Origin of the sequence: Erythrobacter sp. KY5, from assembly GCF_003264115.1 — a bacterium.
In the GTDB taxonomy this organism is placed as follows: Bacteria; Pseudomonadota; Alphaproteobacteria; order Sphingomonadales; family Sphingomonadaceae; genus Erythrobacter.
The window spans coordinates 841384-857199 of sequence record NZ_CP021912.1; the positions used below are offsets into that span (position 1 = coordinate 841384).

The following is a 15816-nucleotide window of genomic DNA, read 5'->3' on the forward strand; positions in this document are numbered from 1 at the left end:
TATTTTGCGCAGCCGCATCCGCGACTGCATCCTCGCTAGATGTCCTTCGCTTCGCTGCGGACCCGCTGCGGGCGCCCGGTCGGGCTTGCGGTCGCCGTGCGACCGATTTGCGCGACGAATTAGGCAGTCGCCGCCTGCCTCGCATCCAGCCACTTGGCGAGCTTCACGCCGAAGGTGATCAGGAACGGCACCAGCACGATGCTCAGCGTGACTTTCGCGAGGACCTGACCGATCAGCAGATCGGTAATGTCGAACTCGCCATAAAAGGCCAGTGTGATGAAGATCACCGAATCGATCGCCTGGCTGAGCGCCGATGCGATGGCTCCGCGAATCATCAGCCCGATCGTCGTCGCCTCACCATCGCCGCGCAGTTTCGAGAAGATCCAGACATTGAGCAGCAGCGAGGTGATGTAAGCCGCCGGTCCAGCCATCAGGATGCGCGGCGTCTGGCCAAGAACCCGCTCGAACGCGGCAAGGTCGTCGGCGCGAAACTCCAGCATCTCGACCGAGGCGGGCAGCGACAGCACGAGGAAGATCAGCGCAGCCGACAAGGCGAGCGGCAAAAAGCCGACCCAGACCAGCCTGTTGGCGAGCTTCTTTCCGTAAAGCTGGGCAATCGTGCTGGTAATCACGACCAGCAGAAGGAAAGGAAAAATCCCCGCTTCGACAGCAAGCGGCGTGGGCCACAATTGCACCTGCTTGTACGCGACCACGCCAGCAAGAACGGTCATTCCTCCATAGAGGATGATGTAGACGAACAGGCCCATCGGGAACTTGCCGATCAGATCGGTCGGGTCAGTTTCGGGCGTTGCAGGCGCGGGTCTGGTCTCGGTCATCGTACCACGGCGTTAAGCCAGCGCTTGCCAAAAGAAAAGCGTGAGCGCCGACGCTGTCAACCGCGCAGGTGCCAGAGTCCTCTTGCGCGCCCGCGCACAAGCTGCCACGCCTTTGCGCCGTGCAACGGTCGCCCTTGATGGGAGGGTCCGTGCGACGGGTTGCTAACTCGACAGAACAAGAACGAGGGTCGGCGTCGCTTCGGGTGAGCACCGTGAGGGGCGCAAGGGTATGAGTGCGGGTACATGAGTGAAAGCGTAACTTCGATAGTTTTCAGCGTGATCGGGATCGCTGCGATCCTGGGCATCGCCTATGCGCTGTCTTCTGGCAGGAAGCATATCAATCTGCGGGTGGTGGGTGCCGCTTTCGCGCTTCAGGCCTTCATGGCGCTATTGGTACTGCGCACGGACTTTGGCGTCGCTCTTATCCAGTTCCTGTCGAACGGCGTGATCGCGCTCCTTGATTTCTCGAAAGTCGGGATCGCTTCGGTTTTCGGACCTTTCGAGAACAACCCGTTTGCGAACACATTCGTCATCGCCGCACTGCCGGTGATCGTGTTCTTCGCGGCCATCGTTTCGATCCTTTATCACCTTGGCATCATGCAGAAGCTGGTGCGCTGGGTCGGCGGGGCGATCGGCTGGATCACCGGGATCAGCAAGGTTGAGGCGCTGGGCAGCGCTGCCAATATCTTCGTGGGACAGTCGGAAAGCCCGCTGGTCGTGCGCCCGTATCTCGCCGCGCTTCCGCCCGCGCGCCTGTTCACGCTGATGAGCGTTGGCATGGCGGGCGTCGCGGGGACGATCCTTGCTGCCTATGCAAGCTTTATCGGGGCGGAGGCCGTGCCGTTTCTGCTGGCCGCCGCCTTCATGTCGGCGCCGGGCGGTATCCTGATGGCAAAGATCATCATGCCCGATATGCCTGAAGAGCCGATGAAGCCGGGCGCAACCGTGGGGCAGCAGGCAAGCAGCAGCCTCAGGGCGAAAAGCGGCGCGCCCACCGATCAGGTCAGCCGTGTGACGATGGTGGGCAAGAACGGCGAAGAGGTCGAACTGCCGCAGTCGCGCATCAGCGCAACCGGACCTGCCGCTATCGGCGAAACCGGCAGGCCGGAAGAAGTCGAGATGGCCGAAACCTTCGAGGAGGGTCATACCCCCGCCAACATCATCGAAGCTGCCGCGCAAGGGACGCAGACCGGCGTGAAGCTCGCGGTTGCGGTTGGGGCGATGGTCATGGTGTTCGTCGCCCTGGTCGCACTTGCAAACGGATTGCTTGCGGGCGCGGGCGCCTGGATCGTTTCCGGAGCTGCCGGGATTGGGATGCCGTTAGGTGCAGAAACGGCAGAGTGGCTTTCGACGCTGAGTTTCCAGAAGTTGCTCGGCTATGTGTTTGCGCCGGTCATGTTCCTGATCGGGATCGCCGATTGGGAGCAGGCGCGCATTGCTGGCGGGCTGTTCGGGACCAAGATCGTGCTCAACGAATTCGTCGCCTTCATCGACCTTGGCGCGATGGCGGCTGCCGATGCGGGCGGTGTCCTGACCGATCGCAGCCGCGCAATCATCACCTTTGCGCTCTGCGGCTTTGCCAATTTCTCCTCCATCGCGATCCAGATGGCGGTAACGGGCGGGCTTGCCCCGAACCAGCGTGCGGTGATTGCTAAGCTTGGCCTCAAAGCGCTTGCTGCGGGCAGCCTTGCCAACCTGATGAGCGCCGCGCTCGCGAGTATCTTCCTGCCGCTTTAGGAGAGGCCGTCCATGTCTGCCCTGTCGCTTGCTCTCACCGCCGTGCTGGCATCGGGGTCACCGGGGGCAGCTTGCGATCCGCTGCCGGGCTGGGAGGCGGTCGCAAGCGAGGCGCGGGGCAAGTATCTTGTGCTGGGCGAAAGCCATGGGACCCTCGAAGCGCCCGCAGCGACAGCGGAGTATGTCTGCGCGGTGGCAGAGGATGGGCCAGTCCTCCTCGCCATCGAGTTTTCCTCGCCGGACAATGACGGTTTCCAGCGCGCTTGGGCAAAGCCGCATGATGAGTTCCGCACAGCGTTGTTTGCCGAAGTGCCCGACTGGGGCGCGCGGCAGGATGGCGTTGCGAGCCTCGCGATGCTGGAAATGCTCGAGCGGTTGCACGCCCTGAAGGAAGCGGGGCGCGATATCGATATCGTCGCGTTCAACGGCGCGAACGGCGATGCGCAGCGCGCTGCCTTTGCCGGATTGCCCGGACAGGAGCCGCACGAGGCAGCGCAGGCCGCCAATATCCGCGAGGCTGCTCAGTCGCGAGATTATGCGCATGTCGTGGTGCTCGTTGGCGGGTTCCACGCCGAGAAGCTTCCGGCGGTCCTCGGCCAGACACCGACCCGCCCCATGGCCAACCTGCTCGCTCCGGCAAATCGCGTCGTGTCGCTCGTGATGCACAGCGATGGCGGTGAGAGTTGGAGCTGCCAACTTGCCATAGGCGCTGACTTCGACCCGACCGAGCCGGTTACCTCCGACATGGTTTCATGCAAAGCGCACCCAGCCGGCCCGAGCCGCCCGCCGATGGAGCGTGGCTTTCACCTGAGCAAGGTCACAGAGCCACAGAGTTACGACGGGGTCTTTGCTCTGGGAAAGATTTCCGCTTCCCCTCCGCCGACAAACGACTAAAGCGCCGGACACTCGATCAGCGCCCAATGTCGCGACCCATGCGACAGCTTGATCTGGCGCAAATACTCCTCCGAAATCCCGGCCTTATGGAGCGGCTCAGGCAATCAAGGCCTTGGCACACCGAAGGGCGACCATATAAATGAACCTCATGACTGACATTCAACCCGCCAATGACATCGCTTCTGTCTCACTTGCAAAGCCGCTCGAGGAAATCGCTGACGAGCTTGGCCGCAGCTTTGGCGAGTTCGGCTTTGCCGTCGTGCGCGATCATGGCATCCCGCAGGACCTGATCGACCGCGCCGAGGCGACTTCGAAGGCGTTCTTCGCCCTGCCGGAAGATGTGAAGCGCGCCTACAAGATCGAAGGCGGCGGCGGCGCGCGTGGATACACGCCGTTCGGCACGGAGAAAGCGAAAGACGCGGAGATCTTCGACCTCAAGGAATTCTGGCATGTCGGGCGCTCGCTTCCCGAAGGGCACGAGCTTGCCGAATATATGGCGCCCAATGTCTGGCCCGATGAGGTCGAGGAGTTCGAGGACACATTCACCGAACTTTACGCCGCGTTCGACACAACCGGCCTTCGCGTGCTTGAGGCGATTGCGCTTCACCTTGGGCTCGATCGAAACTTCTTCGCGTCCACGGTCGAGGACGGCAATTCGGTGATGCGCCTGCTTCATTATCCGCCGCTTCCCGACGATGCACCAGAAGGCGCGATCCGCGCTGCTGCGCATGGCGATATCAACACGATCACGCTGCTGCTGGGCGCCGAGGAGGCGGGCCTCCAGCTGCTTACCAAGTCGGGCGAATGGCATCCAGTCTATGCCGAGGAAGGTTCGCTCGTCATCAATGTCGGCGATATGCTTGAACGCCTGACTGCCGGCGTGCTGCGTTCGACGACCCACAGGGTCGTCAATCCGAGCGGCGAGGGAGCGCGGCGTTCGCGCTATTCGATGCCGTTCTTCCTGCATTTCCGGCCCGACTACATGATCACGCCGCTCGAAAGCTGCGTGAGCGAAAAGGGTGCCCAGCCGCAGGAGCCGATCAGCTCGCACGACTTCCTGATGCAGCGTCTTCGCGAAATCAATCTCGCCTGATTCTCAAGGCCATCGCGCGCCACAAACACATCATCGAACCGGCCCGAAGCAATTGGCAAAAAAGCCTGTTTCGTTGCTCTGATGCAACACGGGCCGGTTTAATGGCTGATTTCCGGGGGTTCGGACCGCATCTGGACCGCGGATGCGCGCATGGCGGCCTGCTGGGCCTGCCCCTGTAACACGTTTGTCACAAAACCGTCGCTTTTGTGCAGCGCAGCGCGACTAGGGACGCGTCCGTCCGCAACATTTCGATTGCACTTTAACCGTGACCAGGGGCTTCCTCTCATGAAACTCAAGTATCTTCTTGCAGCGAGTGTCGTTTCACTCTCTGCTGCAGCTACCATCGCCACCCCTGCTGCCGCGCAGCAGATTACTTCGGGTGTCGAAGGTTCGGTATCCGACGCCAATGGCGGCCCGCTCGCCGGTGCCATGGTGACCATCACCGACGAACGTACCTCGCAGACCCGTACTTCGACCACCGGTTCTGATGGCAACTTCCGCGTGCAGTCGCTCCCCCCGGGCGGCCCGTACACCGTGACCGTGACCGCTGACGGCTTCGAAGGGCAGTCGGTTGAGAACGTCTTCGTCAACATCTCGGGTAACACCAGCTTCGGCTTCACACTCGACCAGAGCGCGACCGGCAACACCATCGTCGTGACCGGCGCCCGCGCCCAGGTCACTCAGGTCGCCGTTGGTCCGGGTACCGCATTCGACACGCAGACGCTCGAAGCGTTCCCGTCGATCACCCGCGACATTCGCGACATCATCCGTATCGACCCGCGCGTCAGCCTCGACCGCGCTAACGAAGTCGACCGCGTATCGTGCCTTGGCGGTAACGACCGTTCGAACACCTTCACCGTTGACGGTATCGTTCAGGCTGACGTCTTCGGCCTCAACGGAACGCCGTTCGCAGCGCGTAACGCCCTGCCGCTTCCGTTCGACGTGATCGAGCAGACCTCGGTCGAGTTCGCACCGTTCGACGTCGAGTACTCGGAATTCACCGGCTGTCTCGTCAACGTCGTGACCAAGGCCGGTTCGAACCGTTTCCACGGCTCGGCCTTCATCACCTATTTCGACGATGGCCTGTTCGCAAACTCGATCGACGGGCGTCCGCTCAACGCGGGTTCGGAAAAGCGCTGGGGTGCTACCCTCAACGGTCCGATCATCCCTGATCGTCTGTTCTTCTCGTTCGGTTATGAAGAAACCGACCTTGGCGACGGCAACAACTTCGGTCCCGCCGGCGGCGGCTTCACCAACGAAGCCGACTTTGTCAGCCAAGCCCAATTCGACCGTTTCGCTCAGATCGCTCGCGACGTGTACGGCCAGGACATCGGCGGCTACCCGACTTCGCTTGCTGAATCATCGGTCCGCTACTTCGGCCGTCTCGACGCTGTCCTCAGCGACCAGCACCGTCTCGAAGCGACCTATCAGCGCCTCGAAGAAACCAACATCGAAAGCGATTTCGGTGGCCAGAACATCACCGGCTTCAACAGCTTCGAAGACGAAGGCACCGAGAGCGACTACTACTCGGTCCGTCTGTATTCGGACTGGAACGACACGATCTCGACCGAGCTTCGTGTGAGCCGCGCCGAAGTTGGCGACATTCAGGGTCCGGTCGGTTTCGGCGAAGCTCAGTCGGACAACCCGACCGTGCGTCTCGCAGTCGGCGTCGCACCTGATGGTACCTCGACCGAAAACGGCCTCCTGTCGACCGGTCCGGGCATCTTCCGTTCGGCCAACCAGCTCGACACTCGCATCGACCAGGCTCGCTTCCAGATGAATGTGGACGCTGGCAGCGGCCACTTCCTGAAGTTCGGCGTCGAAGTGAACGACCTTGAAGTCTTCAACCTGTTCGCCATCAACGCGACCGGTACGCTGTTCTTCGACGGTCTCGACAACTTCGAAGCCGGTATCGTTGCACCGGGCTCATTCTCGAGCGTCTTCTCCGATGCTGACGATCTCGTTGGCGGCGGCCCGCTCGGTGGCGGTACCATCGCATCGAGCCTCGACGGCGACATCAATAACGCAGCTGCCCGTTTCGGCCGCACCATCTGGTCGTTCTACGCCCAGGACGAATGGCAGGCGACCGACCAGCTCTCGATCACCGCTGGTGTCCGTGCACAGCTGTATGACGGCGACGCACCGCGTGCGAACCCGAACTTCCTGAACCGTTATGGCTTCACCAACGCGCAGTCGTTCGGTGGTCTCTCGCCGGTCATCCTGCCGCGCATCTCGGCCACTTACGAGCTGTATAACGAAGGGTTCTTCTCGAACAGCAGCATCACCGGTGGTGTGGGCATCTTCTCGGGCGGTGACCCGGTTGTGTACTACTCGAACGCCTTCTCGAACGATGGCTTCGCAAGTGCCAACGGCGACACCTTCAGCGCAAACTGCGCTGGCGTGGTCAATGCTGACGGTTCGTTCAACGTTCTGAACAACGGCACCTTCACCGGCTTCCCGCAGTGCGCCATCGACGATGCCGCTGCTTCGGCTGGTGCTGGCCTTGCTGACGTCCAGTCGACCGATCCGGACTTCGACGTCCCGACCGTCATTCGTGCAAACCTTGGCTTCCAGACCACGTTCGGTCCGGAAACCGGGTTCTTCTCGAACTGGAACATGAACCTCGACTACATCTACTCGCGGTTCCAGGACACGCTGAACTTCGTCGACCTGTCGCAGGCTCCGGACATTCGCACCAACGGTGGCTTCACCGTCGACGGTCGTCCGATCTACCAGGCTGTCGATGTCACTGCTGCTGGCTGTAACGCTTCGCTGGTCGGCACGGGTGGAACCCCGCCGGTCTACACCGGTCTCACGCCCGAGTGCTTCAACACTCGCCGTGATGACAACATCCAGCTGACCAACGGCCCAGGTTACGAGAGCCACGTTGCTTCGTTCATCCTGAACAAGACCTTCAGCGAAGGCCTGTTCACCGAAGGCGGCGCGGTTACCCTGAACTTCGGTTACGCTTTCACCGACTCGGAGAACTTCCGTAACGTCGGTTCGTCGACCGCTACCTCGTCCTTCGACGTGAGCGCGGCCTTCGACCGTCAGGCACCGGCGATCTCGACCTCGAACTTCGAAACCCGTCACAACTTCACCGCTTCGGCGTTCTTGCGTGAAGAGTTCTTCGAAGGCTACGACACGGGTCTCGCGATCCTGTTCCGTGCGCAGGCTGGCACTCCGTTCAGCCTCACCTTCGACGGTGGCGGCGTGTTCGCGGACAGCGCTTCGGGTAACGACAACGCACTGCTTTACATCCCGACGGGTGTGGGCGACGCGAACGTCTCGCCGCTTTCGGATCCGGCTGCGATCACTTCGCTGCTCGACTACCTCGCAAACAGCGACGTGGGCGAAGCGTGTGACTTCGAACTGGGTCAATCGATTGCGCGCAACACCTGCCGCAACGACTGGCACTACGACCTCGACCTGCGCTTCAGCCAGGAACTGCCCTTCATCGGCAGCCTGACCGGCATCGTCGAAGACCGTGTCGAACTGTTCGTCGACTTTGAGAACTTCCTCAACCTGCTCGACAGCAGCGCGAACATTCGCCGCACCCGCACCGAGTTCCTCGACCTCGTCGATGGCGGTGTGGACGACCAGGGCCGTTACATCATCTCGGGCTTCCGTCCGGACGATGACAACGACATCGGCATCTCGGCGTCGGCATGGCGTATCCAGATCGGCGCTCGCTACGAATTCTAATTCGTCGGCAACCGACTTGAAAACACGAGCGGCGGGGCCTTCGGGTCCCGCCGTTTGCGTTTGGGGGTTGAATGTTGCGATGCGTCAGGTTGCAGGGGCGGTTGGCGCGTCCGCCGGATCGTCCGCCACGCTCAGCAATTCGAAAGCCAGCGACGCCTGCGTTTCGGCATCGAGACCCATCCTGAGCGCACGTTCAAGCGCGGCGGCCTGATCGCCCAGCTGCGCCTCGCCGAACATGGCCGCTGTCCCTGCAAGCTTGTGAACCAGCCGTGCAAGCTCGTCGCGGATCTCCTCAGCTATGTTCTCACCGCCCAGCGACCCTTGTTCCAGCGCGCCGCGAACCGCTTCGATTGCCTCGCTGCGCCGCTCGGTCCAGCGCTGAATAAGGGTTGGCGAATGGCCCTGTGCGGCCTGTGATTGTGGGGGCGGTGCCGGTTGGGCCTGATCACTCGGAGCGCTTTTGCTCGGCGCAGGCGACGGGCGGGTTTCGCCCTGATCCTCAACGATGCGCGTGGGAAGCCAGCGTTGCAGTGTGCGGGCGAGATCAGCGAAGACGAGCGGCTTTGCGAGGTGCCCCTGCATCCCGGCATCGCGGGCAGCGGAAATGTCCTCCGGGAAGGCGTTTGCCGTGAGCGCGATGATCGGCAGGTCGCCCGCGCCGATACCCTCGGCCCGGATGGCGCGGGTCGCGGCATAGCCGTCGCATCCCGGCATCTGAATATCCATCAGGACGAGATCGTAATGCGCGCCTCGCATGACCGAATCGATCACCATCGCGATCGCTTCGTTTCCGTCATGTGCCAACGCCACGTTCTGCCCGCAGCGCTCAAGCATCTCCGTCACCAGCATCCGGTTCACGTCGTGATCCTCGACCAGCAGGATGCGCGAGGCTTGAGGAAGCTCAGCAGTCCTTGCCTGCGCTGGCTCGCTCAGAACCGGGATTTCCGGTTCGACATAGTGTGCGGGAAGGATCAGGCTGAACGTCGATCCGATGCCCGTCTCGCTACAGACTTCGATTCTGCCGCCCAGCAATTCGGCAAGCTGGCGGCTTATCGTGAGGCCAAGCCCCGTGCCGCCAAAGCGCCTTGCCGTGTCGCTCTCACCCTGTGTGAAGGGCGCAAAGATGGTCTGGACCCGCTTGGCCCCGATGCCGATGCCCGTGTCCTTCACATCGACCCGAAATTCATCCCCCTCCATGCACAGCTGCACATCGACGCTGCCCTTTTCGGTGAACTTTACCGCATTGCCGATAAGGTTGAGGACAATCTGCCGCAGGCGAAGCGCGTCGATCGCGACCCATGGGGACTGGTCAGCGTCTGTGTGATCGTCGTGAGAATTATCCAGGGCCGTGAAGTGCAATCGCAGGCCCTTGCCCTCGGCATTGGGTCGATGGAGCTGGGCACATTCGGCCAGAGTGGCGACAAGGTCGACAGGCTGGTTGTCGATCGCGATCTGGCCGGCCTCGATCTTCGACAGGTCGAGAATGTCGTTGAGAAGCAGCATCATCGACCTGCCCGATTGTACGATCATCTCGACATGGCGGCGATTGTCAGGCTCCAGATCGCCCTGGAGCATCAGCTCCGCAAAACCGAGCACCCCGTTCATCGGGGTCCGTATCTCGTGGCTCATATTGGCGAGAAACTCGCTCTTGGCGCGCGCGGCATTTTCAGCGTGGCGGCGCGAACGGGTGAGCAGGAGCTCAAGCTCCACCCGCTCGGTCACATCGCGGGCTGAAACCACAACGCCGTCGCGCTCTCCAGTGACCGGGTCGAGCACAATCGCGCAGTCGGCCTCGATAAAGACCGGAGTGCCTTCTGCGTCGTCGAGCAACCGCCGGTAAGTGATGCGCTCCTTGTCCGATCGACCGCTCAGCAAATTGTCGAGCGCGTTCTCGATACGGTCATGCGCGTCCTCAGGTCCGCGCGCTGCAATGGGATGCCCGACCAGATCTTCAGCCGGACGGCCCATTACCTCTTCAACCGAAGGAGAGGCGTAAATGCACACGCGGTCCCGATCGAGCCGCAGAACCGCATCGGTGATGGTTTCCGCCAGCAGGCCGAGCTCGCCTCGCCCGCGTTCCAGTTCTTCCACCATCCGCTCACGGCCAGCGAGGATCGCCGCGATGGGCAGGCCGGTGAGGAAATTGGCTGCCACGAAAGATTGCAGCACGAAAACCGCATCAAGGGCCGAGTTCGAATTGTTCACGATCGGGCCGTAGCCGACGACGGTCATCCAGCTCGCCACGACAGCGATCATCGGGACGAACAATGCCGTGCCAATGCCGCCGCCCCTGAAAGCGACAAACAAAGTGATCGGCGGCACCATGAACAGCAGCGGATAGACGTCTTGCCGAAACACCAACCATACGGCGACCAGCGCGGCAGCGGTCAGGACAGCGCGCTTTAGCAGTGTGGCGATATTGGGGGCCGTTGCAGAGCGAACGGCATCCGCGACGAGCAGCGCCGCCGGAACGACCAGGATCATCCCGAGAGAATCAGCGAGAAACCATGTGAGCGGCCCTACCCATATCGGCTGGCCTGCCGCAGGGATGGCAAACGCCGCAATCGCGCTCGCAGTCAACGGGCCCACGGCCCCGCCATATTGCAGAAACCGGCCGAGATGGGCGAGATTAGTCATGTCAGGCCGGGCGCCGCATTTCGCGCGTGTCAGCCCGGTCACCAGCATGATCCCGATAAGGTTGGCAACGGTGAAGACGAGCGCGCTTGAAAGCGTGAAGCCCGCGACGAAATTCGCTGTCGCGCTGGCTGCGGCGATCCCGGCATATAGCGGAAGTTCGTTGCGCGCGCGGACCAGCAGCAGCATGGCCACCGCGCAGGCATTGGGAAGCCAGACACTCGCCAGAGCGGCATCGAAGCGTGACAGGCTTAGACAGGCAAGGCCGAGCAGCAAGAACCCGATACCCGCCAACAGGCCCGCCATGATGCTCTTGAGGTCGACGGTGCCCACCGCCAGCAGGCTGCCAAAGGTGGTTGCCGCCGCCATATCGCCGTCGACCGGCCTCTTCGCCGCGGGGAACGAGGGGGCGCCGACAGCCATTGTCCGGGGAGCGGTGCGATCATTCATGGGAAGACTGCCCGCGCGCAATGGATTGCCCTTGCCGGGTTTATCGCGGCCTTTCGCGTTCGCCTGACCGCCAGGTGATCTCGCAAGCGAAGTTGGCGAGCCCGTTCACAGGAACATGGAACCATGCGCATTTGGTATGCGTTGGCTGATGAGCTACAGGGGCGCTGTAAGCACCTGCTTTGGTTGAAAGTGTTTTGCGTATGCATCTTCACGTTTGCGTAGCCCTGAATTACTCAACTCAAGTCGTTCCAACCTCCCCAAGACGTCCGAACCCGAAGCGTTTCGTAACCCCGAAGTGTTCTTCAACCGCTTGGTCCCGGCTCACTTTGCAACCTGTCACAGGATAGATGACAAAAAGACCCGCTCGCTATCAGGGAAAACCGAAGGGCCCGCGCTGGCCGCTGCTGGTGGGCATTGTGCTGTTCCACATCGCAGCGCTCTATGCCCTTTCGCGCTTCCTAGCCCCTGAGTTCACCGCTTCGGTCGAACGCGAGGTGGTCAATGCCTTCACCGTGGTCGTCACCGTTCCCCAGGACGAGCCCGAGCTTGAACCGGAACCCGATGAAGGGGCTGCGGGCGCTCCGGGAGAGGATGCAGTTCCAGAACCGGTGACCGCCCCCACCACGCCGATCCGCCGCAATCCTGAGGATCGGCCCGAGGCCTCTTCAACCGGCGATGCGAGCCGTTCGGGCGCGCGTGAGGCCGGTGACGGGACCGGGGCTGAGGGCGATGGGCTTGGAACCGGCAGCGGCAATGATGGCAGCGGGCAAGGGAACGCAGCGCAAGGGCCGAGCGTCGCGTCAGGCAGGCTCGATCCGAGGCGCGATTTTCCCGTGCCCGAAGGTGGACGAGCAGCGCGCTTCGGCACTTCGGTGACAGTTGTCTTTACCGTCACCACCGATGGCCGCGCGCGCAATTGTTCGGTCGCACGCACCAGCGCCGATGCCGAAACCACGGCGCTTGTCTGCGGCCTCGTGATCGAGAAGATCCGCTTCAATCCGGCCCACGACCGCGCGGGCAATCCGGTCGAGGCACGTTATGGCTACCGCGTCGATTTCCGGGAACGGTAAAGCGCCACGCCCCGACTTTGCTGACTATCAATCAATAAGGGTGGTCAGCGCCAGCTCAATTTCCTCAAGGCCATAAGGTTTCTGGATCACACCTTGCGCGCCCAGATTGCCGATCTTGTCGTCGATCTCGGAATAGCCGGTGGCGATCACGAACGGGATGTTTCGCGCCCGCAATTCTTCCGAGATGGCGAGGCTCGATTCGGTTCCGAGATTGAAATCGAGAATGGCAAACTGGGGCGGCTCGCTGCGGATCGACTCCAGCGTGCCTGCTACAGTGCTTTGTACATCGATATCCTCAACCCCCAGGAGCCGCAGGTTGTCCTCGGTGCCCAGCGCGATGATCATGTTGTCTTCGACCAACAGCACGCGATCGGGCAGCGATCTCTTCGGTGGGTCGCCTGCATTCGAGTTCGAAGCGCCACCTGCACCGGCGGCTTGCCTGACCGATTTGCCGGCCTTCGCTGCGTCTTGAGGCAGCGGTAGTACTTCGCCGATGAAGCGAGCGGGAATGACGAAATCTGCCTCAACCCCGCCAAGGGTAAAGCGTAGATCGGCCTCGCCGCTCAACTCAAACGGGATCGAGCGTTCGATGATGATGGACCCGAAGCTTCGCCGTTTAGGCGGCTTGACCGGTGGACCACCGTCCTCGCGCCAGCCCAGTTTGAGAGCGCCCGAACTCGACAGGGTAATCGACACGTCGATACGGCCCGTCTCATTCGACAAGGCGCCATATTTGACCGAGTTCGTCACCAGTTCGTGCAGGACAAGCGCGAGCACGGTGTAGGCTTCGGGCGTTACGAGAACGTCGGCCCCGATCAGGCGATAGCGATTTTCGCTGCCCGCTGCGTAAGCGGCAAACTCGCTTTCGACCAGTGTGGAGAGCGGAGCGGGAGCCCAGTTCTCGCGCGTTATGTTGTCGTGCGCGCTTGCGAGCGCAGCGATGCGACCGCCGATAATGCCAGCGAAATCGGTCACATCGCGCGCCGCGCCTTTCGATTGCTGGACGAGGCTGGAGATGAGGTTCAGGATGTTGCGGACGCGGTGGTTGAGCTCCGCGATCAGCAGCTCCTGCTGCTCCTGCGATTTCTTGCGTTCGCGCGCGATCTCGTCGGTCATGCGCAGCACGACTTCGAGCAATGTTACCCTCAGGCCTTCTGCAATCTGCAGCTCATCCTCTGACCATTCCTCGCTCTGCCCCTCGACCGTCTGTTCCCACGCATCGAAGCTGCCGCGCGGTTGCAGGCGTTCGCCAGGGGAAGCCACGGCTTTCTCTGGGTCGCCAGCCCATGTGACCTGTTGGATCAAGGGTCGGCGCCAAAGCACCAGATAATCGCGCGGGCTGCGCGAAATGGGCAGGGCGAGCGCCCCTGCCGCGACATCCTTGAAAGCGATGGCTTGCGGAATTTGCGCCTGGATCGCCGAAGTCGAGAAGGTTTCGCTGATCGGCATGCTGCCCAGTATCGGCGAGATCGCGAGGAAATGCTCTTTTGTCGGCGCAACTCCGCTGGTGGTATAGTTTTCGTCCATCAGGATCGAAATTCCGTCGTGCCTGATCAGATCCTTGAGCAGTTTCTCCAGCATCGGAAGGTGTTCGGACAGTTTCGCTCCGCCAGCCAGTCGCACCATCAGCTGATCGTGCAGGGCGCGGCCACGACTGCGCAATTCTTCCGAGCGGTCGATCAGCAACCGGTCGAGCATCAGCGAGAACATCTGGCTGAACATCTCGGCCACTGTGCGCAGCGAGTAGGCGGGCAGGCGCGGCTCGTAATGGTGGCACGAAATCAGGCCCCAAAGCTCACCGTGACGCACGATCGCGATGGTCAGCGATGCCTTTACGCCCATGTTGCGCATATACTGGACGTGCACTTCGGCCGGTGCGCGAAGCACGCTCATCGACATGTCGAGCGCTTCGCCTTTCACCGAGAGGTGCGGCTCGATAAGGACCGGCGGCACGTCCATATCCTCGATCACGCGGAACCGGTTGCGGCGGAACAGGGCGCGCGCCTGCTGCGGAATGTCGGCGCGCGGGTAACGCATGCCGAGATAGGGCTGAAGGTCCTCGCGCCGCTCTTCGGCCACGACTTCGCCGCTTTCGTCAGGGTGGAACTTGTAGATCATCACCCGGTCATAACCGAGCATCTGCCTCACAATCTGAGCGGTTTTACGGCACAATGTGTCGAGGTCGCGGATCGGCTCCAGCTGGGCGAGCGCCGGGCCTGTCAGCATCAGGTGATCGGCATATCCGCTTGCATCGTGCGGCTCGAATTCGAGCACATATTTACCGTCGCTGCAGTGCAGGGCGCAATCGAACAGGTCCGCGCCCTCAGTGAGCTTTAAGCCGAACAAACGTTCAACCGCATCGGCTCCTTCGAGGCGCGATGCGGCCTCGCGCAGGGCCTTGAGCGCGGCGGGTTTGATCAGGTCGTCAAGCTTCGTTCCCGGTTCAGGCAGGGCATCGATCGCCAACAGCTTCGCGCAATTGACCGAACGCTGCGAGATAACCCATTCCGAATTGGTCACCAGCATCGCGCCGAACGACTGGACCGCGGCGATATGATGAATCGGTTCGCGGTCGCATTCGGTCAGCGTCTTGGGGTCGTATGATATGTTCATGAAGCTTTCGCCGCCAGCACTTGCGCTGGCTTTGTGTGGTCCCGATGCGGGGTCACCACACAGAGGAAATGGTCGAAGACCGACTGCGCGGCGGCGCTAGCTGCCTGCACTTCGGCAGGGTCGGCGGGACGTTCGATCCGGCGACGCAGCGACTTCCAGAAAGTCAGCATCGCATCATCGCCAAGAAAGGCATGCGGCCAGGTCGCCGCGTCGCCTGAACCTTTGCGCATTTCAGCAAGGATCGCGCGGTTGCCGAGCGAGGAGCCTGCCAGAACCCAAGCCGCGCCTAGCGCTGCCGATGCGAGCGAGTCATCGTCCGCCGCGCTAGCCATGGTGAAGCTGGTCGCGGGCGAGGGCAGGTCATGCCCAAGCGCTGCGAGGTCTTGCGCGATGCGCGGCGTTTGTGCCGGTGGCAGAGAATCTGTCGGTGCGTTCTGGTCCAGCCATGCTTCGACCGGGCGACGCGCCGCATATTGCAGGCTGAGAAACCGGGCGTAATCTTCGCGCGAAGTCCAGCCTGCGACTTCGTGCATGGTCATGTCGAGCTGATCGTGCAATCGCGCGGTTTCGCTGCGCAGTGCGGCTCGCAAATCTGGTGCAGCTACTAACAAAATATCAGGACCCCGCGAAATTCGGGCCACAAGCACAGCGAACCCTGCGCCATGCTTGCGCCAAGAGTGCACGATCCCACCTGTGCGACCCAGCGGCTTATGACATTTGCCCTGTCGGTTGACAAGGGCACTGAAAAAGCTGCCATTTTACCGGTATAGCGGCAACCGGAAAT

The 15816-nt window shown here is 61.9% G+C and carries 9 protein-coding genes; 5 read left to right on the forward strand and 4 right to left on the reverse strand.

Going from position 1 to position 15816, the window contains the following annotated elements; genetic code table 11:
• Positions 1-119: 119 nt before the first annotated feature.
• The gene (locus tag CD351_RS04150) at positions 120-836 is read right to left on the reverse strand and encodes a queuosine precursor transporter (RefSeq protein ID WP_111991444.1); all 717 of its coding nucleotides are present in this window, start codon (positions 834-836) and stop codon (positions 120-122) included.
• Positions 837-1079: 243 nt separating this feature from the next.
• Between CD351_RS04150 and CD351_RS04155 the strand changes: the two genes are divergently transcribed.
• The 4 genes from CD351_RS04155 (at position 1080) to CD351_RS04170 (ending at position 8265) form a co-directional block, all read left to right on the forward strand.
• A complete protein-coding gene (locus CD351_RS04155) occupies positions 1080-2573 on the forward strand; it encodes a NupC/NupG family nucleoside CNT transporter (protein ID WP_111991445.1) in 1494 nt (497 codons plus the stop codon).
• A gap of 12 nt (positions 2574-2585) precedes the next feature.
• Positions 2586-3467: a hypothetical protein gene (locus tag CD351_RS04160; RefSeq protein ID WP_111991446.1), complete on the forward strand. Its 882-nt coding sequence runs from the start codon at positions 2586-2588 to the stop codon at positions 3465-3467.
• Positions 3468-3606: 139 nt separating this feature from the next.
• Complete coding sequence (locus CD351_RS04165; RefSeq protein WP_111991447.1) at positions 3607-4560, forward strand: isopenicillin N synthase family oxygenase; 954 nt, start codon at positions 3607-3609, stop codon at positions 4558-4560.
• 285 nt (positions 4561-4845) lie between these two features.
• On the forward strand, positions 4846-8265 hold the full coding sequence (locus CD351_RS04170; RefSeq protein ID WP_111991448.1) for a TonB-dependent receptor: 3420 nt from the start codon (positions 4846-4848) through the stop codon (positions 8263-8265).
• Between the two features lie 84 nt (positions 8266-8349).
• Here the strand turns inward: CD351_RS04170 and CD351_RS04175 are convergent, their stop codons facing one another.
• Positions 8350-11349 carry an ATP-binding protein gene (locus tag CD351_RS04175; RefSeq protein WP_111991449.1) on the reverse strand — a complete coding sequence of 1000 codons (3000 nt, stop codon included), beginning with the start codon at positions 11347-11349 and terminating at the stop codon, positions 8350-8352.
• Between the two features lie 347 nt (positions 11350-11696).
• Here CD351_RS04175 and CD351_RS04180 point away from each other — a divergent pair, with 347 nt between their 5' ends.
• Positions 11697-12419 (forward strand): energy transducer TonB, encoded by a 723-nt coding sequence (locus CD351_RS04180; protein ID WP_111991450.1) that lies wholly within the window; start codon positions 11697-11699, stop codon positions 12417-12419.
• A 27-nt stretch (positions 12420-12446) separates the two neighbouring features.
• Here the strand turns inward: CD351_RS04180 and CD351_RS04185 are convergent, their stop codons facing one another.
• Positions 12447-15032, reverse strand: a complete 2586-nt coding sequence (locus CD351_RS04185) for an HWE histidine kinase domain-containing protein (RefSeq protein ID WP_111991451.1) — start codon at positions 15030-15032, stop codon at positions 12447-12449.
• A complete protein-coding gene (locus tag CD351_RS04190; RefSeq protein WP_162627598.1) occupies positions 15029-15589 on the reverse strand; it encodes a biliverdin-producing heme oxygenase in 561 nt (186 codons plus the stop codon). Before CD351_RS04190 ends, CD351_RS04185 begins: the two co-directional genes overlap by 4 nt.
• Between the last annotated feature and the right edge of the window lie 227 nt (positions 15590-15816).